Annotated in this window: 13 protein-coding genes; 8 read left to right on the top strand and 5 right to left on the bottom strand. The window is 60.9% G+C overall.

Annotated elements, in window-relative coordinates:
* Positions 1–19 precede the first annotated feature (19 nt).
* Complete coding sequence (locus tag SOP95_RS09455) at positions 20–3142, bottom strand: transglycosylase domain-containing protein (RefSeq protein ID WP_323606917.1); 3123 nt, start codon at positions 3140–3142, stop codon at positions 20–22.
* A 482-nt stretch (positions 3143–3624) separates the two neighbouring features.
* Between SOP95_RS09455 and SOP95_RS09450 the strand changes: the two genes are divergently transcribed.
* Positions 3625–5046 carry an amino acid permease gene (locus SOP95_RS09450; protein ID WP_274074263.1) on the top strand — a complete coding sequence of 474 codons (1422 nt, stop codon included), beginning with the start codon at positions 3625–3627 and terminating at the stop codon, positions 5044–5046.
* Positions 5047–5516: 470 nt separating this feature from the next.
* On the opposite strand, the gene SOP95_RS09445 is transcribed toward SOP95_RS09450, so the two are convergent.
* Positions 5517–6644 carry an OpgC family protein gene (locus SOP95_RS09445; RefSeq protein ID WP_274074264.1) on the bottom strand — a complete coding sequence of 376 codons (1128 nt, stop codon included), beginning with the start codon at positions 6642–6644 and terminating at the stop codon, positions 5517–5519.
* A 252-nt stretch (positions 6645–6896) separates the two neighbouring features.
* Between SOP95_RS09445 and SOP95_RS09440 the strand changes: the two genes are divergently transcribed.
* Genes SOP95_RS09440 through SOP95_RS09430 form a run of 3 tightly spaced genes read left to right on the top strand, consistent with a single transcriptional unit; the run spans position 6897 to position 9719 of the window.
* Positions 6897–7271, top strand: a complete 375-nt coding sequence (locus tag SOP95_RS09440) for a GtrA family protein (RefSeq protein ID WP_274074265.1) — start codon at positions 6897–6899, stop codon at positions 7269–7271.
* A complete protein-coding gene (locus SOP95_RS09435) occupies positions 7268–8209 on the top strand; it encodes a glycosyltransferase family 2 protein (protein WP_274074266.1) in 942 nt (313 codons plus the stop codon). The genes SOP95_RS09440 and SOP95_RS09435 overlap by 4 nt, the downstream gene beginning before the upstream one ends.
* Before the next feature lies 1 nt (position 8210).
* Complete coding sequence (locus SOP95_RS09430) at positions 8211–9719, top strand: glucosyltransferase domain-containing protein (RefSeq protein ID WP_323606916.1); 1509 nt, start codon at positions 8211–8213, stop codon at positions 9717–9719.
* Between the two features lie 24 nt (positions 9720–9743).
* Here the strand turns inward: SOP95_RS09430 and SOP95_RS09425 are convergent, their stop codons facing one another.
* Complete coding sequence (locus SOP95_RS09425) at positions 9744–11363, bottom strand: FMN-binding glutamate synthase family protein (protein ID WP_323606915.1); 1620 nt, start codon at positions 11361–11363, stop codon at positions 9744–9746.
* Positions 11364–11483: 120 nt separating this feature from the next.
* Between SOP95_RS09425 and SOP95_RS09420 the strand changes: the two genes are divergently transcribed.
* From SOP95_RS09420 to SOP95_RS09410, 3 genes are read left to right on the top strand one after another with little or no spacing between them, the layout of a single operon-like run.
* On the top strand, positions 11484–11918 hold the full coding sequence (locus SOP95_RS09420; protein WP_323606914.1) for an NUDIX hydrolase: 435 nt from the start codon (positions 11484–11486) through the stop codon (positions 11916–11918).
* Positions 11919–11941: 23 nt separating this feature from the next.
* Positions 11942–12580, top strand: a complete 639-nt coding sequence (locus SOP95_RS09415) for a LysE family translocator (protein WP_274074270.1) — start codon at positions 11942–11944, stop codon at positions 12578–12580.
* Positions 12581–12582: 2 nt separating this feature from the next.
* Positions 12583–13080 carry a GNAT family N-acetyltransferase gene (locus SOP95_RS09410; protein ID WP_323606913.1) on the top strand — a complete coding sequence of 166 codons (498 nt, stop codon included), beginning with the start codon at positions 12583–12585 and terminating at the stop codon, positions 13078–13080.
* Between the two features lie 11 nt (positions 13081–13091).
* Here the strand turns inward: SOP95_RS09410 and metR are convergent, their stop codons facing one another.
* Positions 13092–14012 (bottom strand): transcriptional regulator MetR, encoded by a 921-nt coding sequence (gene metR / locus SOP95_RS09405; protein ID WP_323606912.1) that lies wholly within the window; start codon positions 14010–14012, stop codon positions 13092–13094.
* A gap of 106 nt (positions 14013–14118) precedes the next feature.
* Here metR and metE point away from each other — a divergent pair, with 106 nt between their 5' ends.
* Positions 14119–16431 (top strand): 5-methyltetrahydropteroyltriglutamate--homocysteine S-methyltransferase, encoded by a 2313-nt coding sequence (gene metE, locus SOP95_RS09400; protein ID WP_323606911.1) that lies wholly within the window; start codon positions 14119–14121, stop codon positions 16429–16431.
* Between the two features lie 42 nt (positions 16432–16473).
* On the opposite strand, the gene SOP95_RS09395 is transcribed toward metE, so the two are convergent.
* Positions 16474–21672, bottom strand: a complete 5199-nt coding sequence (locus SOP95_RS09395) for a dermonecrotic toxin domain-containing protein (RefSeq protein ID WP_323606910.1) — start codon at positions 21670–21672, stop codon at positions 16474–16476.
* Positions 21673–21855: the final 183 nt, after the last annotated feature.

Raw genomic sequence — 21855 nt, 5'->3', positions numbered from 1 at the left:
TAATTACTACCCGGGTTCCTTAACGCCGTGCCACCTCTACGGGCAGGCACTGTGTATTACTCCCTGGTTGCAAATAAGGGGTGAGGATCGGCGCCATGCCTTTGAGCACTTGGGTTGGCAACGCCGAAGTGAACGTGAACGCCTCGGCCGAGCGCCCCGGCACGAATGCCGTCAGGGTGCCGAAATGATGGTCGCCGATGTAGAACACGAACGTGGCCGTGCGGTTGAGTGACTTGGAGCTGAGAATTCGCCCACCGGAGCCAATGGCTTCGATACGGTTGTCGCCAGTGCCGGTCTTGCCGCCCATGGCCAACGCCTTGCCATCCGGGGTGATGAAACTGCCGGATACACGTCTGGCCGTACCGGCGTCCACCACCTGCGACAAGGCTTCGCGCATGGCCGTGGCGACTTCGGATGGCATCACCCGTTTGCCGACGTCCGGGTCGTTGATCAGCTTGGTTTCGTAGGGTGTGTTCGCCGCGAAGTGCAGGCTGTCGATGCGCAGGGTCGGCATGCGCACACCGTCGTTGAGGATGGTGCCGATCAGCTCGGCCAGCGCCGCCGGCCGGTCACCGGAGCTGCCGATGGCAGTGGCCAGCGAGGGCACCAGGTGATCGAATGGATAGCCAACTTTCTGCCAGCGCTGGTGGATGTCGAGGAACGCTTCGATTTCCAGGATGGTGCGGATACGGTTGTCACGGGCGCCCTTGTGACGGCTCTTGAACAACCAGCTGTAGACTTCCTGGCGCTCGAACTGGCTGGCCTTGACGATGTCCTTGAACGTGGCGTCCGGGTGGGTCAGCAGGTAGCCCATCATCCACAGGTCCAACGGGTGGACCTTGGCGATGAAGCCTTGGTCGGGCAAGTCGTAGGTGCCGGGACCATAGGCGAGGTACAGGCGTTCGAGGCGCTCGTCGGTGAGTTTCTCCTTGTCGGTGGACTTTTCGCCTGTGAGGTGCGAACGCACAAAGGTGTTGAAACTTTGCTGGCTGGCGTGGGGTAACAGGTAACGGTGTACGGCGGCCAGGCGGATGGGCGTCGGGCGCATGCTGTCGAGGAAGGTCTCGAGCCGCGCCTGGGTGTCCTTGTTCTTGTATTTCTTCCAGAACTTGAGCAGGAACGACGTGCCTTCGCGGTCGGCGAACGAGGCCAGGTATTCCTGGCGCCGAGGGTCGCGATCATCCTTGAGCAGTTCGGCCCGGTTGTTGGGGCCCGAATAGGTGGTGTAGCGCACCAGGTCGCGCATCAGGCGAATGAACGGCAGGTTGATCGACTCACGCAGGGAATCGCGCAAGGTCGGGTTGCGCCCGTTGTCTTCCTTGCGGAAGTTATGAAACACATGCAAGCCGCCACCGGTGAAAAACGCTTCGCCGGGGCTGGCGGAGTACTTGCGATCCAGCGCGGCGCCGAGCATGGGTTGCAGGCCGTGGTCCTTGTTCTGGATCAGGTAGTCGACCACCCAGCGGCTCAGGCGATCCTGCTCCGGCACCTCGACTTTCTTCAGGTCCGGGACACTCATCTCGGCATATTTGTCGTGCAACTCGGCAATGATCTGCAGGTAAGTGGTCAGCACGCGCATTTTTGCCGTGGAGCCCAGTTCCAGTTTGCTGCCTTCATTGATGTCGAACGGCTGGTCGGTGCTGTCGGTCTGCACCCGCACCCGCGAGCCATCCGGGGTCAGTTCGAACAGGGTGAAGCTGTAGCGCACCTGGGTGGTGCTGGTGGGGGTCAGCAAGCGTTCGCCCATCAGGCCGATTTCAGCGGCATAGGCAGGGTCGGCCAGGCGCTTGAGGTAGGCGGTGGCCTGGGTTTGCAGGTCGCCTTGCAGGGTGCTGGTGGCCGAGAGGTCGAGCCGGTCGAGATCGTACAGCGGACGATTGAGCAGCCCGGCCAGGCGGCTGCGTGCCACGCTGATGCCCTTGTTGGTTTCGATCGGTTGAATGGTCGGTTGGGTGGCCCAGTCGCGATAGGTCACTTTGCTCGCCAATGCCGCGGCGGCAAAGGGCGCATCGATCACGCCGTTCTGTGCCAGCAGGCGAATGTGGCTGTCGGTGAGGTCGGCCAGTTCATCGCGACCTTTGGTCAGGTAATGGGAAGGTCGGCGCTGGGCAATCATCAAGGACAGCATTTCGCGCAGGGCCAGGCCTTTGTCCGCCAGGCTCTTTGCATCCGTGGCGTCGCTCGCCAGGGTTTTGTTGGCCGTGTTGAAGTCGGCGCCGTACCACACGCGCAAACCCTCGGCCATGCCGTGGACCTCACCGTGGCCCGGCACCGCCGACAGCGGCACGCTATTGAGGTAGTCGCGCACCACGTTCTGCCGGGCGATGAGCGTTTGCGGCCCATCCTGATAGGCGCGCACGGTGGCGGAAACCATCTGGCGAATTTTTTCCCCGCCCGACACGGTCAACCCGTCGGGTGAGTGCCGATATTTCTCCAATTGCGTGGCCAGGGTGCTGCCGCCTGCCGATTGACCGGGCAGGTGCAGCATCTTGGCGACCTGGGTATAGGCCGCCATGCCGAATCGCGGCCAGTCCACAGCCGGGTTGGCCAGGGGCTGGCGTGGGTCGAGCAGAAAGCGGTTTTCGATGAACAGCAGGCTGTTGACCACCACCGGCGGGATCGCCTCGAAGCTGGAATAGAGCTGTTGCGGATACTTGTACTGGTACAAGGGGTTGGCGCGGCAATCGGTGATCGACAATCCCGCCTGGATTTTCTCCGCATAAGGCACGAACAGGCCCTTGCCCGTGTAGTCCATCAGGGCAGGAGAAAACCGGGTCTGGGCGGAAATCACGTAATCACGCTTGAGCAGGCGCGGCAGGAACTCGCCCAGCGAGCTGTAACCCAGGCGCAAATCGAAGGGGCCAGCGCCAGGGTAGCGGATCGAGTCGGTGGGACCGGGTTTGAGTTCATAGCTCAGGGTCTTGGCGAACTTGCTGGCTTCCCGAGCTTGAAACCGTGACGTGCGCATCTCCTTGGACGCCGCGAGGCCCAGGACAATTGCAATGATCACCACTAACAGCCAAAACGCTTTCCAGCCGTGCTTGACGCGACTGCGAGGAGGTTTTTCAGGTATTGGCGCTTCATCCACAGGTTCAGTCTGGACCACGTTTTTACTCGAATCGGTTTGTTCTAAAGCGCCCATAGTCGATTGATCCATTCACGCGCAGATTGATCGGACTTGTCTGAAGCTTAGTAGGAGCTGTCGCAGGCTGCGATCTTTTGATCCTGCTTTCACACAACAAAGTCAAAGGATCGCAGCCTCGTTGCACTCGGCAGCTCCTACAGGGCCGATCCAGAGGCGTCCAGAGCATTACCGAAACATGACGACGCACCAATACCGTGCAATACTCGCCGCCGTTTCAAAAGCGAAAAATCCTACAAAGCCTAGGCAATCCATCTCCGTAGATAGCGCTTTTACCGAGATTTACACCTGATTTTTGTGATTTATAGAGTGAAAATCTCTGTCGCGAGCTTTTTATACTGCACCCCCCGCTGATCGCGCAGGTTTTGCCCTGCAAGACGGTTCTGCCCATGAAGCAGGGTCGGTTACGGGAGGCGCTGGCTTATCGGTCAACGCTTCGCCGCTCGGTGGATATATCCAATAACAAGACGAGGTTGTACCCCATGCCCGTAGGCAATCAGTTGCCCCACGGCGAGACCGCTCAAGGCGGCCCGCTCAAACGCGAACTCGGCGAACGGCATATTCGCTTGATGGCGCTCGGTGCCTGTATCGGCGTCGGTCTGTTCCTGGGTTCGGCCAAGGCCATCGAAATGGCTGGCCCGGCCATCATGCTGTCCTACATCATTGGCGGCCTGGCCATCCTGGTGATCATGCGCGCGCTCGGCGAAATGGCCGTGCACAACCCGGTCGCCGGCTCGTTCAGCCGTTACGCCCAGGACTACCTCGGCCCGCTGGCGGGCTTCCTGACCGGCTGGAACTACTGGTTCCTGTGGCTGGTGACCTGTGTCGCGGAAATCACCGCCGTGGCGGTGTACATGGGCGTGTGGTTCCCCGATGTGCCGCGCTGGATCTGGGCGCTCGCCGCGCTGGTCAGCATGGGCTCGATCAACCTGATCGCGGTGAAAGCCTTCGGTGAATTCGAATTCTGGTTCGCCCTGATCAAGATCGTCACCATCATTGCGATGGTATTGGGTGGTATCGGCATCATCGCCTTCGGTTTCGGCAACGACGGTGTGGCCCTGGGGATTTCCAATCTCTGGACCCACGGTGGTTTCATGCCAAACGGCGTGCAGGGCGTGTTGATGTCCCTGCAAATGGTCATGTTCGCCTACCTCGGCGTGGAGATGATCGGCCTGACCGCCGGTGAAGCGAAAAACCCGCAGAAGACCATTCCCAGCGCCATCGGCTCGGTGTTCTGGCGGATCCTGCTGTTCTACGTTGGCGCGTTGTTCGTGATCCTGTCGATCTACCCGTGGAACGAAATTGGCACCCAGGGCAGTCCGTTTGTGATGACCTTCGAGCGCCTGGGCATCAAGACCGCCGCTGGCATCATCAACTTTGTGGTGATCACGGCCGCGCTGTCGTCCTGCAATGGCGGCATCTTCAGCACCGGGCGCATGCTCTACAGCCTGGCGCAGAACGGCCAGGCCCCAGCCGGTTTCGCCAAGACCTCCAGCAACGGCGTGCCGCGTCGCGCCTTGCTGCTATCGATCGGCGCCCTGCTGCTGGGCGTGCTGCTTAATTACCTGGTGCCTGAGAAGGTGTTTGTCTGGGTGACGGCGATTGCCACCTTCGGCGCGATCTGGACCTGGGTGATGATCCTGCTGGCCCAGCTCAAGTTCCGCAGAGGCCTGAGCGCCAGCGAGCGTGCCGGCCTCAAGTACCGCATGTGGCTGTTCCCGATCAGCTCTTACCTGGCGCTGGCGTTCCTGGTGCTGGTGGTCGGCCTGATGGCGTACTTCCCGGACACCCGCGTGGCGCTATATGTGGGCCCGGCGTTCCTGGTGCTGCTGACGGTGTTGTTCTATGTGTTCAAGCTGCAACCGACCAATGCGACGCAAGGTGCGGTGGGTTCGGCTTCGTAAGTCGTAACGCCTGAAATGCAAAAGCCCCGGTCAAATGATCGGGGCTTTTTTCATCCTGTAGCTGGCTTGTCGGGTCGCCGCATCGCAGCGAAGAAGCCCGAAAGGCCAGCGCAATACTCAAGACCGCCTTCGCCGGCAAGCCGGGCTCCTACAATGTTTTATGTTTGGCACGGATCCGTGGCTGTCCTCGCTCCCACAGGGGATCACCAGTGCACACAGATCTTGTGCACGGCGCCAATCAAAATGTAGGAGCGAGCTTGCTCGCGATGACTGCTGATCAGTCAATCAAGATGTCATCTGACCCACCGCTTTCGCGAGCAAGCTCGCTCCCACAGGGGATCACCAGCGCGCACAGATCTTGGGCACGACGCCAATCAACCTGAGCTGGCTTGGCAGCGAAGGTGCCCGGAAGACCAGCGTAACACTCAAGGCCGTCTTCGCTGCGATGCGGCGACTCGACAAGCCAGCTCCTACAAGGCGGCGACGGCGGGAGCCGGTCGATTCAAGCGCTTGTTGAATTCCAGCCACGCCCCCAGCAACGCCATCAACCCGGCCCCCACCAACGCGGTGAAGACCTGCATGGCGAACGCGTCGTCCGTCAGCGCATTGAGCATGTCCGCCAGGGGCGCCAGCAACACGCCCAGGCAGAAGATCTCCAGGGAAAAACGCCCCATGCGGCAGCATTGCTGTGCCAGCCAGTTTTGCGTCCAGCCGGTGTCGGGCAACAGTTTCGCGGCGACGTAGGCCAGCGCGAGAAAGTGCAACAGCCGAACAGGCGACAGGTTGGTCTTGCTGATCGGGTACAGCAGATTGCTCAGGCTCGCAGGCATCAGGGCGTCGTGGATCTGCGGCCAGCGCCAGGCGACCGTCAGCACCGCGGCGATCAATGCATACACCGCCGCCGTCATGAACAACGGCTGGCGCACCAGCGGCCGGGTGTCGGGCAAACGTGGGCGTTGCGCATGAATCGCCGCCGCGCCGCCGAGGATAAACAGCAGTTGCCAGGCCACGGGGTTGAAGTACCACACGCCATCCTTGATCGCGGCCAGGTTCCAGCCAAACAACGGTACGGTCAGGTACAGCGCAAAGGACACCGCCACCACCGGCCAGACCTTGCGCACCAGTATCGGCAGCACCAGCGGCAGGCCCGCCAGCAGAACGATGTACAGCGGCAGCGGGTCCATCAGGTTCGGTTTGAAGCGCAACAGGAGCTCATCGATCAAGGCCTGCTGGGGGTCGCTGATGAAATGGTGCATGCCCATTTCTTCCACCAGGTCGCGGGTTTCCACATGGCTGTTGGCGAAGAACACAATGCCCATCAGCATCGCCAGCAGGAAGATGTGCACCACATAGAGCACCCAGGCGCGGCGCAGGATTTTCACCCAGGCGATCAGCAAACCTTCCCGCGCAAGGACTTTGCCGTAGGCCAGGACGGCCGCGTAACCGGCCAGGAACACGAAGACTTCGGCGGCATCGCTGAAGCCGAAGTTGCGCAGGGTGATTTGACCCAAGGGGTTGTGGGGCACGTGATCCCAGAAAATGAAGATCAGTGCCAGGCCGCGAAAAAAATCGATCCGGTGATCGCGCGCTAACGTCATGACGGCAGGCTCGCTGGTAAACAGGTATTGAACAAAGGATGAGCCGAAGGCGCAAAAAGTTGCTTGCCGCCTATTGGCGGCGCGCAGGGTGGACTGATTCGCTGGTAATTGCAAAGGCGGGGTATTGCGGGATGTCTCCTGAGGTGGGCGCAGAGCCCGACCGCTGGTCTGAAAGGTCGGTATTCCTGCGATTTCTGACAGTAGACAAGCTCAAATGTTTGTGTGAGCAGCGTTCAATCGCAGGAGCGTCACGTGAGACTTTCATACAAGGGCTTGTCCAGCTACACCGTGATCGGCGTCGCCAATACGCTGATTCACTGGCAGATCTTTTTTCTCTTGAGCGTGGGCTTCGGCTTGACGCAAGCGGCCAGCAACCTGGCAGCCTTTTGCGTAGCGGCCTCGTTTTCCTTTTATATGAATGCGCTCTATACCTTTGATGCCAAGGCGTCAGTCGGCGGTTACCTGTTGTTCATGCTGGCGATGGGGGCGCTCAGCCTGGGCGTCGGCCATGTCGGCGATGTCTGGCGGTTGCATGGGTTGCTGACCGTGGCGCTGTTTTCTGCGTTGAGCCTGGTGTTCGGTTTCCTGTTTTCCAAGTACGTGGTGTTCCGTGAGCGTGACGTATGAAGGTTTCGCTTATCGTCCCGGTGTTTAACGAAGAACAGGCGATCAATCTGTTTTACCAGGCGGTACGACGAGAGTTGAAACTCGACGCGACCGAAGTCGAGATCGTGTTCATCAATGACGGCAGCTCCGATGGCACGGCCGAACAGGTGGCGGCCCTGGCGCAGGCGGACGAACAGGTCCTGCTGATCAATTTCTCGCGCAATTTCGGCAAGGAACCGGCGCTGTTTGCCGGGCTGGAATATGCCAGCGGCGATGCGGTGATCCCCATGGACGTAGACCTGCAGGACCCGATCAGCGTCATCCCGTTGTTGATCGAACAATGGCAAAAAGGCGCGGATGTGGTACTGGCCAAGCGCCGCGACCGCGCCGCCGACAGTTACTTGAAACGCCACAGCGCAGCGCTGTTCTACCACCTGTTGAATCGAATTTCCTACACCCGGATCGAGGAAAACGTCGGGGATTTCAGGCTGATGGATCGCAAGGTGGTGGACGTGATTCGCACCTTGCCCGAGCATCAATTGTTCATGAAGGGCGTGCTGTCGTGGGCCGGCTTCAACACCGTGGTGGTGGAGTACGAACGCGCCCGGCGGGTGGCGGGGGATAGCAAGTTCAACGGCTGGAAACTGTGGAACCTGGCGCTGGAAGGCGTGACCTCGTTCAGCACGGTACCGCTGCGGTTATGGACGTACGTCGGCGGATGCGTGTCGATCTTTGCCGTGCTCTATGCGGTGTACATGGTGCTGGACAAGATTTTCTTCGGTAACAGCGTGCCCGGTTACCCTTCGTTGATGACCGCTATTCTGTTTCTCGGCGGCGTTCAACTGATCGGCATCGGCATCCTCGGTGAGTATGTCGGGCGGATCTACATCGAAGCCAAGCACCGGCCGCGCTATGTGGTCAAGGACATCGTCGGCGGCAAAGACAGGCGCAAACCCTAGCATGGGCAGGTTCAGCGATTTCTTCACCAAGGAACTCACTCGACGCCAGGCCTGGCTGTTTTTTCTGCTGGCGACCCTGGTGTACGTGCTGCCGCTGATCCTTGCGGATTATCCCTACATCGATGACAACTGGCGCTCGCTGTCGGCCGGCATGGCCTGGGCCAAGGAAGGGCGTCTGTTCGCCGAGTTGTTCTACAACGCGCTGACCTTCAGCAGTGGCGCGCCGAACATTTTTCCGCTGCCGTTGTTGATCGCCACCCTGGCCATGTCCTGGGCACTGACAAGCCTGACCTTTCATCACTTCCGCGAACCGACCTTCGGCTGCTGCCTGGTGCTGTTGCCGCTCTGGTACAGCCCGTTCTTCCTGCAAAACCTGACCTATCAATACGACGGCCCGGTCATGACCTTGAGTGTGGTGGCGGTGATCTACGCCATCACCTTTCGTCACCCTTCGCGCAGCCTGCAATGGCTGGTGCCTTCTTTCCTGATTGCGCTGGCGCTGGGCCTGTATCAAATCAGCGTCAATGTGTTTCTCGGCCTGTGCTGTCTTGAAGTGCTCAGGGCGGTCAATGACAAAGTGGCCTGGCCGCGCTGGGGCGGTTTGATCGGCTGGAGAATTGCCCAGCTGTTTCTCGGTTGGCTGATTTACCTTGTCAGTGCATACCCCTTCATGGGGCAGGGTCGCACGGTGTTGCTGGACTGGGCAGCGCAGCCTTTGCTGCAGATCCACATCAACATTGCGCGGGTGCTGGAAAAAGTCGTGCTGCTGTTCCATGGCGGATTTGCCTGGGTGGCGGCCGGGTTGGTGCTCTGTGCCATTGCCGGTGCAGTGTGTTTGGGATTGAAGGTTATCGAGCGCAAGGACAGCGGGCCGAAGAGACTGCTGATCGGCCTGCTGTGTTTGCTGACAGTGCCGGTCGTGGTGTTGCTGGTGTCCGGCGTCGCGCTGGTCTTTCGCGACTTCAACGAAGGCGCCAGGACCCTGATGGGATTCGCGGTGTTGCTGGTGCTGCTGTTCTACTTGAGTCACCTGGCCCTGGCCACACTCCACGAACGCTTGCCGCTGTTGTTGCTGGTGCCGCTGCTGGCCATGTTGTCGTTGTCATTCGCCTATGGCCGGGTCCTGACGGTGCAGAAAGCCTTCGCCGGCAGCGCGCTGAGCAGCCTTGAACATAACATCGCCAGCCATCAACCCTTGCGTGACGCCAAGCGCATCTACATGTCGGTGACCTATTCCGATCACTGGCTGCTGGGGGCGGCAGGTTCGTTCAAGCAGATGCCGGTGTTGCATTACCTGCTGAACGTCGACTTCTACATGCTGGCGGAAAACCTGCCGAAAGTCGGCATCACCAACGTGGTGGCGGAGAAAGAGCGGCGCAATGCGACGCGGGTGGGTTATCTAGGTTACACGCCCTTGGTGGAGAGCCAGTTCTACCGGATTTACCTGATTGGCGATTACGGATTTATCGTGATGAAAGAACCGGCCCCGATCAAATCGCTTCATTGGTAAAGCGCAATGTCGGAGCCGTGAAGGTCAGGCCGCAGCCTCTTCGTTGGGTTCGAAACTGTCCGCCCGCGCCATCTGCCACATCCGCGAGTAGAACTCGCCATTCACTTCACCGGTGAGCAACTCCCCCGGCTTGAGGAACACATGCAGCTGTGAGAACAGCTTGATCTCGGTGGCCGACATGCGCCGCACCAGGTGCTTGGCCGACAGTTGCGACGGATGTTCAAGGCCGGCGGCAGCGAGCATCTCGGCCAGGCCCTTGAGCGTGTTGCGGTGGAAGTTGTAGACGCGCTGGGCCTTGTCCGGCACCACCAGCGCACGCTGACGCAGGGTGTCCTGGGTGGCGACGCCGGTCGGGCATTTGTTGGTGTGGCAACTTTGCGACTGGATGCAACCGATGGCGAACATGAAACCGCGCGCCGAGTTGGCCCAATCGGCACCGATGGCCAGCACGCTGGCGATATCGAACGCACTGACGATCTTGCCGCTGGCGCCGAGCTTGATCTTGTCCCGCAGGTTCAGGCCGACCAGGGTGTTGTGCACGAACAGCAGGCCTTCGCGCATCGGCACGCCGATGTGGTCGGTGAATTCCACAGGCGCGGCACCGGTGCCACCTTCCTTGCCGTCGACCACGATGAAGTCCGGGAGGATGCCGGTTTCCAGCATGGCCTTGGCGATGCCCATGAACTCCCACGGGTGACCCAGGCAAAACTTGAAGCCTACCGGTTTGCCACCGGACAGCTCGCGCAGTTGCTGGAGGAAATGCATCATCTCGATCGGCGTGGAAAACGCACTGTGGCGGGACGGCGAGATGCAGTCTTCGCCCATCAGGATGCCGCGTGTGTCGGCGATCTCGCGGGTGACCTTGTGCTTGGGCAGGATCCCGCCGTGGCCGGGTTTGGCGCCTTGGCTCATCTTGATTTCGATCATCCGCACCTGGGGCGTTCGGGCCTGTGCGGCGAAACGCTCGGGGTCGAAGCGGCCATCGCTGGTGCGACAGCCGAAGTAGCCGCTGCCCAGTTCCCAGGTCAGGTCGCCACCGTGTTCGCGGTGATAAGGGCTTATGCTGCCTTCGCCGGTGTCGTGGGCGAAGTTGCCGAGCTTGGCTCCCTGGTTCAACGCGCGGATGGCATTGGCACTGAGCGAGCCGAAGCTCATGGCCGAAATGTTGAACACCGACGCGCAATACGGCTGGGTGCATTGCGGGCCGCCGACCGTGACCCGGAAACCGCTCGGGTCGCTCAAGGGCGCCGGGCGCATCGAGTGGCCGATGAACTCGAAACCCGACTGGTAGACGTCGATCAAGGTGCCGAACGGTTTGTCGGCGCTTTCATTCTTGGCCCGGGAATAGACCAGTGAGCGCTGGGCCCTGGAAAAGGGCAGGGCGTCGCTGTCGGATTCGAGCAGGTATTGGCGGATTTCCGGACGAATGCCTTCGACCAGATAGCGGATATTGCCCAGGATCGGGTAATTGCGGCGCACTGCGTGGGGGCTTTGCAGCAGATCGAACAGGCCGATCAGGCTGAGCACGCCGGTGACGGCCGTGATGGGCCAGAGCCAGTCGTGCTCGAGGAAGGGCAGGCTGGCGAGGGTGAAGATCACGCAGACGGCAAAGAAGGCGTAGCGGCTCAGGAGTGACAGGCTCATACGGTTTCCTTGGGTTCGGACTCAAAAACTTTGGCAATACACAAACCACCTCGCGATGGCGGTGCGTCAGCCAACATCAATGTCGAATATAATGGCGTTTTTGAGTCAAAGGCCTTTTTTATGTCAACGTCTGTTGCCCAGCCCTCTGCCCTTATCCACATCGCCGCCGCCCTGTTGATCGGTCCCGACGGGCGAACCCTGCTGGTGCGCAAGCGCGGTACCCAGGCATTCATGCAACCGGGTGGCAAGATCGAGGCCGATGAAAAACCGGTCAGCGCACTGGCCCGGGAGCTGGAAGAAGAGTTGGGTCTGCTGATCGATACGGCGCATGCCACGTTCCTCGGGCAGTTCTTGGCCCCCGCCGCCAATGAGCCGGGTTTTGTCGTGCAGGCCGAACTGTTTCTGCTGACCATCGATGCCGAAGTCACCCCGGCTGCCGAGATCGAAGAAGTGATCTGGATCGATCCGGCCAGCGACGGTGGTGTCGTTCTGGCGCCATTGACACGGGACCTGATCCTGCCGTTTTATCGAGCTTCGCTGACCGCTATCGCCTGATCATTACGCAAGGGACTTCGCCCATGATCCCGCTTCAAGACCTGCTGATTTTCGCCGCTGCCGCGTTGCTGATGGTGCTGACACCGGGGCCGAACATGATCTACCTGATCTCCCGTTCGATCTGCCAGGGACGCAAGGCCGGGGTCACCTCGTTGCTTGGCGTGGTCGCGGGTTTCTTCGTGCATCTGTTCGCCGCCGCGGCCGGTTTGACCGCGGTGTTCCTGGCGGTGCCGATGGCCTATGAAGTGTTGAAGTGGGCCGGCGCCCTGTACCTGTTGTGGCTGGCCTGGCAGGCAGTCAAGCCGGGTGCGCGTTCGCCGTTCGAAGCGCAGCAGCTGCCACCGGACTCGTCGCGCAGGCTCATTACCATGGGTTTTCTCACCAGCGCCCTGAACCCGAAGATTGCGGTGTTCTACCTGTCGGTGTTCCCGCAGTTCATCAGCCCCGAGCACGGTTCGGTGTTCACGCAAAGTATCGTCCTGGGCCTGACCCAGATCAGCGTCAGTTTCTGCGTGAACCTGATGATCGCCCTGTTCGCGGCCGGCATCGCCTCATGGTTTGTCAGCAATCCGACCTGGCTGGCGATGCAGCGTTATTTCATGGGCTTTGTCTTGTCGGCGCTGGCGTTGCGCTTGATGCTCGAGCAAAAACGGATGGCCTGAACATGTTGATTCAGCGACTGGATGCCAGCCATGCGCTGGACTATCGGACGATGACGCTCGAAGCTTACGACCGGCACCCCCGGGCGTTCACCTCCAGCGTGCGCGAACGTGCAACGATGCCCTTGAGCTGGTGGGAGTCGCGCCTGACCGGCAAGCTGGATGTGGTGCTCGGCGCTTTCGACGAGGGCCGGTTGGCCGGCATCGCCGGACTGGCGCTGGAGCCCCGGGAAAAGGCCCGGCACAAGGCGACGCTGTTTGGCATGTACGTGTCCGCCGACGTGCGCCAGCGCGGGCTCGGTAGGCAACTGGTGCAGGCGGTGCTGGCCGAGGCGCGGACCCATCAACATCTGCGGGTGATCAAACTGACCGTCACCGCCGGCAACGATGCCGCATTCAACCTCTATCGGCGCTGCGGCTTCGTCCAGTTCGGCCTGGAGCCGATGGCGGTGCGGGTGGGTGAGGAATACTTCGACAAGATCCACATGTGGCGCGAACTCTAAATCCGCCCCGATCAAAAACGAACGGCGCTTACCCCATCCAGCGTCGAAAACGACGTGTCCTTGGCCGTCAGCAAAAAATCCCTCATGTACGGCGCATCGAGCATGTCGGCCCGAATCGCCGCATACAGCGTCGCAAACAAGCCTTTCTCGCCCAGGCGCTTGGCCTTCACGTAGCCCCGTGAGCTGTATTCATGCAGCGCCCAATGGGGCATGCCGCACACGCCGCGACCGCTGGCCACCAGCTGCATCATCATCACCGTCAGTTCCGACGTGCGGACCTGGGCCGGCTCGACGTCGGCCGGTTCCAGAAAGCGCGTGAAGATATCCAGCCGGTCACGTTCCACCGGGTAGGTGATCAGGGTTTCGCTGAGCAAGTCCTGCGGGACGATGTAGGCCTTGTTGGCCAGGCGGTGCTGGTTCGCCACCGCGAGCATGGCCTCGTAGGTAAACAGCGGCACATAGGTGATGCCTACCAGCTCCACCGGGTCGGACGTCACCACCAGGTCCAGGTCGCCACGGGCCAGGGCGGGCAGGGGGGCGAAAGAGAAGCCCGACGCCAGGTCCAGCTCGACCTCCGGCCAGGCATCGCGGAACTGGTCGATGGTCGGCATCAGCCACTGGAAGCAACTGTGGCATTCGATGGCCATGTGCAGGCGCCCGGCGGTGCCTCCGGCCAACCGCGCGATGTCGCGCTCGGCCGCGCGCAGCAGCGGCAAGGTGGCATCGGCCAGTTGCAGCAGGCGCAAACCGGCGCTGGTGAAACGCACGGGCTTGGTCTTGCGCACGAACAGCGGCATCCCCATGCGTTCCTCAAGCTCCTTGAACTGATGGGACAGCGCCGACTGGGTCAGGTGCAGGCGGTCGGCCGCATCCACCAGGCTATCGGCTTCGCGCAAGGCGTGCAGGGTCTTCAGGTGACGGATTTCAAGCACCGGGGGCTCCATGAGGAAAACTTGTGATCAACACGAAAAGGTTGAGTTTGTCTCATGATGCCCTGGCTGTCGACAATAGCGCCATCTTTTACAGGAGCAATTCGACATGGCCGTAGCCCACACCCTTGGTTTTCCCCGCATCGGTGCCGACCGCGAACTGAAAAAAGCCCTCGAATCCTACTGGAAGGGCGACCTTGACCAGCAGGCGCTGCACAGCGTCGGTCGCCAGTTGCGCAACACCCACTGGCAATTGCAGAAAGACGCCGGCATCGACCTGCTGCCGGTCGGCGACTTCGCCTGGTACGACCAGGTACTGACCCATTCCCTGGCATTCGGTGTGATCCCCGAGCGCTTCGACAGCACCCGGGACGAACGCGGCCTGCCGACCCTGGACACCTTGTTCGCCATGGCCCGTGGCGCCACCGTGAGCTGTTGCGGCAGCGAGCACGGCCAGGCGCAATACGCCCAGGAACTGACCAAGTGGTTCGACACCAACTACCACTACCTGGTCCCGGAATTCAGCGCAGACCAACAGTTCAAGCTGAGCTGGGAGCAGCTGTTCGACGAAGTGGGCGAAGCCCAGGCCCTGGGGCACACCGTCAAGCCCGTCATCATCGGCCCGCTGACTTACCTGTGGCTGGGCAAGGTCAAGGGCGACGACTTCGACAAACTCGACCTGTTGGAACGCCTGCTGCCGGTCTACAACGAAATCCTCGGGCGCCTCGCTGCCCAAGGGGTGGAGTGGGTACAGATCGATGAACCGATCCTCACCCTCGACCTGCCGCAGGAATGGAAAAACGCCTTTGAACGCGCCTACCACATCCTCCAATACTCGCCGCTGAAAAAGCTGTTGGCGACCTACTTCAGCGGCCTGCAGGACAACCTAGGCCTGGCCGTCGGCCTGCCGGTGCAAGGCCTGCACATCGACGCGGTGCGCGCGCCGGATCAACTGCTGCACGTGCTCGATCGCCTGCCGACCTACAAGATTCTCTCAGTGGGCCTGGTCAATGGCCGCAACGTCTGGCGCTGCGAGCTGGAGCCCGTGCTGGCGCAACTGCAATTTGCCCAGGAACGCTTTGGCGACAACCTCTGGGTCAGCAGCTCCTGCTCGCTGCTGCACAGCCCGGTGGACCTGGAACGCGAAGACAAACTCGATCCCGAGCTGAAAAGCTGGCTGGCGTTTGCCGTACAAAAGTGTGGCGAAATTGCCGTACTGCGCGATGCCCTGAACGATCCGCAAGCGCCCAAGGTGCAAGCCGCGCTGGCCGAAAGCCGTGCCATTGCCACCAGTCGCGCCGAATCGCCGCGCATCCATAAAGCCCAGGTGCAAGCCCGCATCGATGCCATTGGCACAGCGGACAGCCAGCGCCAATCGCCGTTTGCCCAACGCATCGAGCAACAGCGTGCACGGTTGAAACTGCCGACGTTCCCGACCACCACCATCGGCTCGTTCCCGCAGACCGGATCGATTCGCCTGGCGCGCCAGGCTTTCAAGCAAGGCAAGCTGTCGGCCAACGACTACACCGACGCCATGCACCACGAAATTCGCCACGCCGTGCAAATCCAGGAACGCCTGGGGCTGGACGTGCTGGTGCACGGTGAAGCCGAACGCAATGACATGGTCGAGTATTTCGCCGAGCAACTCGATGGCTATCTGTTCACGCGTTTTGGCTGGGTGCAGAGCTACGGTTCACGCTGCGTGAAACCGGCGATCATCTACGGCGACCTGAGCCGCCCGAAAGCCATGACGGTCGACTGGATCACCTATGCCCAGAGCCAGACCGACAAGGTCATGAAAGGCATGCTCACCGGTCCCGTGACGATGCTGATGTGGTCCTTCCCCCGCGAAGACGTGTCGCGCAAAGTCCAGGCACAGCAACTGGCGCTGGCCCTGCGCGACGAAGTGCTCGACCTGGAAGCGGCCGGCATCAAGATCGTGCAGATCGACGAAGCCGCATTCCGCGAAGGCCTGCCGCTGCGTCGGGCACAATGGCAGGAATACCTGGAATGGGCGGTGCAGGCATTCCGCTTGAGCGCCAGCGGTGTGCGTGATGAAACGCAGATCCACACCCACATGTGCTACAGCGAATTCAATGACGTGATCGAGGCGATCGCGGCGATGGATGCCGATGTGATCACCATCGAAACCTCGCGTTCGGACATGGAGTTGCTGCAGGCCTTCGAAGCGTTCGACTACCCCAACGACATAGGTCCGGGTGTCTATGACATCCACTCGCCACGGGTGCCGGACACGGTCGAGATGGTCAAGTTGATCAGCAAGGCGGTGAAGCGGATCCCGGCCGAGCGGTTGTGGGTCAACCCCGATTGCGGGTTGAAGACCCGCGCCTGGCCGGAGACTGAGGCGGCGCTGGTGAACATGGTGGCCGCGGCACGCCAGCTGCGAAGCCAACTGGCTTGAGGAACCTGCACGGGAGCGGATTGACCGCTCCCGTGCGGCCTGTCAGCCCTGATCGAAATGTCTGAGCGCCGCTGATTTCTTGCCGATATCGGCGTAAGGCAGGTTGGCGTTATCGGCGTGGGTCAAGGCACGATGTTCAGGCAACTTAAGATGCGCTTTCTCGAACTCGAGAAAGGCGGGGGCCGGCTTGGCATAGTGGAAATGGGCATACCACAACAGCGTGGGAGGTGTTGCCGTCATGTCCCATATTTCGTATTCCTGCAAGTAATCGGTTCGCCGATCAGGACGTTTGCCCAGGGTTTTCAGCGCACTGGTCTTGCGTATCTCTGCGGCATTTTGGCTGATCAGATCATCGAGCATTCCATCCGTAGGGTTTTTGCTGCGCAGTGACTGACGGGTGCGCATCCGACGTCCGGTGGCAATCAATTCCACTGCCTTGTTCCGCAGTTGCTCGATGACGGGGCTCTGTGGGGCAATGGCTTCGATATCGAGCGCCCGGCGCGTCAGTTCGTTGGACTCGTTGACCATCATGTGCTCCAGATCGACCGGGAGCATATCCTGCGCTGCATAGGCTTGAATCCTCGACCGGTAGGCCGGCTGCGACTGCAGGCGATTACGCGCATCTTCGATCATGGCAGCCGCGTCCTTTTGCACGGGGCGAGCGATTGGCTCGGGAGGATTGAGCAAGCGAGACTTGCCGTTTGCACCCTGTTCCCATATTTCCTCGACGCCACCCTTCCCGGTCAGGATGTATTGACGTTTCTGGGTCGTTGGTTCCAAGCGCTCCCCCCCGATCAACAAGTGGTCGTCTTCGGTGATGAAGACCTTCTTGCTGCGCTGCCCGGCCGGCACGACTGGCGCTGGTTGGTCGATGCCCTTGCGTGCCCGTTGGGCCATTTTTTCGATACCCTCCAGCAAGGGCGCGACCGCGTCGAGATAGAAGTGCTGGGGATCGCTGGCGGTCCAGGCATTCATGCCGCGACGGAACTGGCTGTAGTGCTCGAGGCATTCCTGGAAAATCTGATTGCGTTGGGCTCGGGTGGCAGGGACCTCCTGCAGGCTGAATTGAGTGAACAATGCACGGTCGACGTTGATGCGCAGGCTTTCGGCTTGGGTCTGTAGATGGAACCAGGACAGATCCCGTACCGTGTTAAAGCGATTGACGGTCTCCAGAAGATGAGCTGTTCTCAGGTAAAGCAGAGTGGGCTCGTTGAGGCGTCCGTTCAACGCCTCTACTTCGGATGTCATTTGTGCCTTTTCGGTTCTGACCGTAATGCGCTCGTACCACCGGTTGAGGTCGCGCATTGCCGTTTCAATCTGTTCCAGGTGGCCGATGACTTCCAGGCGTAGCTTTCGAATGTCGTGCAGAATCCGAACGCGTTCGGCGAGCGCACTGTCTGGTAGTTCGTCCAGTTGATCGATTAGAGCGTCAATTCGGTCGGTGAGCGGATTAGACCGATGGTTGGCAAAGAAAACCCTCTGCTTTTGCCTGTCGGCGATTATCAGGGCGTCATGACTTTGCATTTCACTGAGCAGGCGTCGTTTGTTGCCATGTGCCAGGGGCGCCAGCTCGACCAGCGTCTGGTAATGCCCGCTGGCCAGTTCGATGTCGCCGATACAGGCTGCTTCGGTCTCCTGAATCAGGGCCGGACGGGCTTCTGCGGCAACACTGTTGTACTTTTCCAGTGCCGCATTGGTGCGCGAGACCCGAGCATCGATTTGCGGCGCCAGGTTGTCGGCGGCGTCGGTCAGTGCATTGTGACGACGAAACACCCGATCGGCCCACCACCTTGGCAGGCGTTCGCGAATGGCAGCAGGCCAGATCGGGTCAAGTGCATCGGCCAGATGCCCGAGCACGCCGCCGCCACCCAGCCCGCCGCCTTCGAAGGTCGACCCGTAGACGCCGAACCAGGTATCCCATTGGCCGGCTTCATCGAGCGCGATGGGTTGCCGGTAGGTTTTTTTCCGCGTGCCGCTCAGTCTCAAGCCGCGTGAGTCCGCACTGGGTTCAACCTGGAAGATGCGGCCCTGGCGAGTGATGAAGTCGCCATCGGCATGCCGGTAGACATTGCGATAGACCCCGTGCTCGAGCGGTTGCAAGCCGGCCAGGGAAATCGGTTTTTCATACTCGTATCCGGCGAAGCGCTGGGCGATATGTCGTGCGTGGCGTGCTGACGTCGACCGCAATGCCGTGGCGCCTTTGCCCAGCGCCATCAACTGACGAGCACGCGCCAGCGAGCGGACGACGGTGGTCGAGCGGGTGGCCGGCGAAGTACCGGCGATGTCCATGGCGGCATCGATCAACGACAACAACACCGACTCTATCTCTGCCAGGCCCTCAGCCACCTCGCCATGCGACAGAGCAGCGACCGCGTTGTTGGCACTGCTCCAGGCATCATAAAGCGCAACTCCCGCACCGACGAAGGGCACCAGGCCTATCGCCATCTTGATGTAGTTGAACGCTTTCGCACCGCTGAGTGCGTAGCGTTCCAGATACAGATCGGTGCGCGAGCGCGAGGTGTCGCGATGGGCTTCGATCAGGCGGCCCATGTGGGCATTGAGCAAATGTTCGGCCAGCGAAGTCGTCGATGGCCACGCCAGGCCAACGCCGATCATGGCGTCGAAATGCTTCAACACGGCCTGGTTGATGCGGCTTGCGTGGGCCGCCTCGCTGCCTTTCAAGGCTCGGCCGGCCAGGTAGCTGACCATCTCGCTGCGCAGGCACAGATTGAACAAGGCCCGGCGAGCGCTCTCCAGGCTGTCGTAGCGGCGCAGGCATTGGCCGTCGGGGCTGTCGGGCAGATACAGCAGGGTCATCCCGCTGACCTGCTCTTCAATGAAGGTCACGCCGGACAGGGTGGTCGGGCCTTCGTTTGGCGTGTCCTTGCCGCCGGCACTCAGGTAGGCCGGGAACAGTACGATACGTTTGCCGTTCGCTTGCCAGGCCTCACGGGTCTGGGCATCGATGGCAATGGTCAGGACCTGTAGCTGGTCCTGGTTGATCTGGTTTTGCAGGTGTGCGCATTGACCCTGCAACTTGAGCATCAGGCGCCAGGGCTCGACCAGGCATTCGCGGCGATGCTCCCTGACGAAGGGCGTTTCGCTGGCCGAGCCCATGAAGGTATTACGGATCAGATCTTCGTAGCGCTGTGCAAGGTCAAGCTCGGGCAGGACCTTGCGCAGGTAGGTGTTTGTGATGCCGGTCACCAGTGCCTGGCGTTCGCTTTCGTCCGTTGCGTTGACGTGCACCCGCATCTGGGCCAGTCGCAGTGAAAGAGGCTCCAGCTGCATGGACGGGGTGTTATCGATATTGAGCTGGGCCAGCTCCTCGAGGGACATTCGGCTGCGCGTGGCACTGGGCACCGCCACCAGTTTTTGCGGAGTGCCTGGGGCCGCGCCGTCGGCCAGTTGTTTTTCCAGCTTGACCGAATCCGGCAGGTCCAGCTGGATGTCAAACTCCCCTTCAATCGAGAAGTCATCGCGCAACCGCACCTGGAGGTGTTGACGGGTGAATGCGTCACGGGGCGCCAGGGCTGCTTCCAGTTGTGCGTGACTGCGATGCATGGCCTGGATATAGGCCTCGATCAGCTTTTTCAGCTCGGCGCCGGCTGACACCGACAATGTCGCGAGCCAGGTGGGCAGACGCGAAGCCATGGCGGCACTGCGGCTTTGTTCCAGGCGCTGCCCCAGAGCCAGATGACGGGCTGGGTTAACCGGGACCTGCAGCTTGGCCAGGGTTTTGCGCCGCAGCTTTTCCAGTTCATCGGCGCGTTCTGCCGCCTGCGCCGGGTCGGCATGGCGCTGGCGTACTTGCGCGGCCTGTTCTTCAAAGCGACTGATCTGTTTATCCTGGCTGTAAAGCAACGGATCGCAACTGATTTTTGTCAGCTGCAGGGTCAGCTCCGGATCCTGTTCGCGGATCTTGAACAGTTCCAGCTCCAGGTCCCTGCGACTGGCGAAGCGTTGCAAGCCGCCGCCAATGCCGGGCCAGTAAATCAGCAGGCTGTGAGGCGCGGCGGGATCGAGCAGCACCTGGGAGCGGGTGATGACAAACGGCCCCTCCAACGCCTGGGTCTGGTTGCCGCTGGTGTGTTCGATCAACGACAGACTGGCCGCCACGACATCGGAGTCGGCTTCGTCAGCCGCAGACGGTTCCAGGATGGCCTGGAGCATGTCGAACTGGGAACTGTCGAGCTGATTGAGCGACCTTTGCAACTTGGCCTCGGCCTGCAACCCGTCCTTGTGGGCCTGATAAAGCGCGCTGGACTCTCGGTTGAAAGTCGTCAGGTCGAGGACGCGCGATCGGTAAAGCAGGGCGGATGCGGCCCTGTCGGCAGCCTGTTCCGCCGTTTCCAGAGCCTTGAGGGTGTCCTCGAATATCCGCTGAAGGTCAGTAGCGCTGTCCTCTCCCAGCAGTGTTTCCAGCGCCGCCTGCTGTTGGCGAAGCGAGGTCAGGCGCATGGCCAGGGGAATATCGGCAGACAGGCTATCGAACAGCGCTGATCGATCCTCATCGCCAAAGCCTTCGGTCAACTCCAGGCTCTCAAGGCTTGGCGCCTGGGCAAACGCTCCGGCACGCCGGGCTTGCAGTTCGGGCGCAAACAGGTCGCTGATGCCTGTGGTCAATGGCCCGGTAGTGGTCGTGTACTGAAAACTGTAATGGCTGGGTAACTCGGGCGGAGCAAGTAGTTGCGCGGACAGCCAATGCTCCATGTCGCTGCGCTCCTCGAAGGCCTGGACGGGAACCGGGCGAGAGGGCAGGTAGAGCAATTGCGCGACGGGTTGCTGGTTGCCCACGGTGATCACCCAGGCCGCCGGGATTTTCCAGAGGCTGTTGTCGCTCAACTTCAGCGCCAGTTGTTCGCAATGGATGGGCTGGTCGTCCAGATGCACCGTCTCGGTCCCGGCGTCCAGCATCAACCAAAGCGGTTTCAATTGTTCGGCACCCAGGGTTCTCAGGGCGAACCCCAGTTGCGCCGCTGATTCAATGTGAGCGCGGTATAGCTGCTCGGCCCGATCACGGCGCGACAGCGGTGTACCCGGGGCACGGGCCTGCCAATAGGCCGTCGCGCCTTCATCCAGCGGCGCGCTTGCGAACAGTGCCTGCAAGCTTTCCTGACAGGCTTGCCAGCTCGCCAAGGCGCTTTGCAACAGGCTCTGGTGGGGATTGCTGGTCAGCGTTGAAAACTCGGGGATGGCGGTCGGCGAGGAGGGTGCGAGTGTTGGGAGTCTTTCGGTCATGATTGCGTGGCTCATCCATGAGGAGCGGCGGGTCCACTCCTGATCAAGCGCCATTTAAGAAAAATCCCCTGTGCCGGTGGCACTACATAGTTATCGCATCGACCATTGAGCGGCATTCATGAAACTGTCACGCAACTGTGGCAGCGCGCTTGAACAAACTTCATCAGACTCGCGCTCTACTGG

Source organism: Pseudomonas sp. YuFO8 (assembly GCF_035065025.1).
Taxonomy (GTDB): domain Bacteria; phylum Pseudomonadota; class Gammaproteobacteria; order Pseudomonadales; family Pseudomonadaceae; genus Aquipseudomonas; species Aquipseudomonas putida_AE.
Note: the sequence above shows the minus strand (reverse complement) of the source record. Positions and strands in the feature narration are given on the sequence as shown.

Excerpts from the sequence above, each read along its gene's own strand:
- SOP95_RS09455 (WP_323606917.1), bottom strand. The coding sequence starts at position 3,142 with ATGGGCGCTTTAGAACAAACCGATTCGAGTAAAAACGTGGTCCAGACT.
- SOP95_RS09450 (WP_274074263.1), top strand. The coding sequence starts at position 3,625 with ATGCCCGTAGGCAATCAGTTGCCCCACGGCGAGACCGCTCAAGGCGGC.
- SOP95_RS09445 (WP_274074264.1), bottom strand. The coding sequence starts at position 6,644 with ATGACGTTAGCGCGCGATCACCGGATCGATTTTTTTCGCGGCCTGGCA.
- SOP95_RS09435 (WP_274074266.1), top strand. The coding sequence starts at position 7,268 with ATGAAGGTTTCGCTTATCGTCCCGGTGTTTAACGAAGAACAGGCGATC.
- SOP95_RS09430 (WP_323606916.1), top strand. The coding sequence starts at position 8,211 with ATGGGCAGGTTCAGCGATTTCTTCACCAAGGAACTCACTCGACGCCAG.
- SOP95_RS09425 (WP_323606915.1), bottom strand. The coding sequence starts at position 11,363 with ATGAGCCTGTCACTCCTGAGCCGCTACGCCTTCTTTGCCGTCTGCGTG.
- SOP95_RS09420 (WP_323606914.1), top strand. The coding sequence starts at position 11,484 with ATGTCAACGTCTGTTGCCCAGCCCTCTGCCCTTATCCACATCGCCGCC.
- SOP95_RS09415 (WP_274074270.1), top strand. The coding sequence starts at position 11,942 with ATGATCCCGCTTCAAGACCTGCTGATTTTCGCCGCTGCCGCGTTGCTG.
- SOP95_RS09410 (WP_323606913.1), top strand. The coding sequence starts at position 12,583 with ATGTTGATTCAGCGACTGGATGCCAGCCATGCGCTGGACTATCGGACG.
- metE (WP_323606911.1), top strand. The coding sequence starts at position 14,119 with ATGGCCGTAGCCCACACCCTTGGTTTTCCCCGCATCGGTGCCGACCGC.
- SOP95_RS09395 (WP_323606910.1), bottom strand. The coding sequence starts at position 21,672 with ATGACCGAAAGACTCCCAACACTCGCACCCTCCTCGCCGACCGCCATC.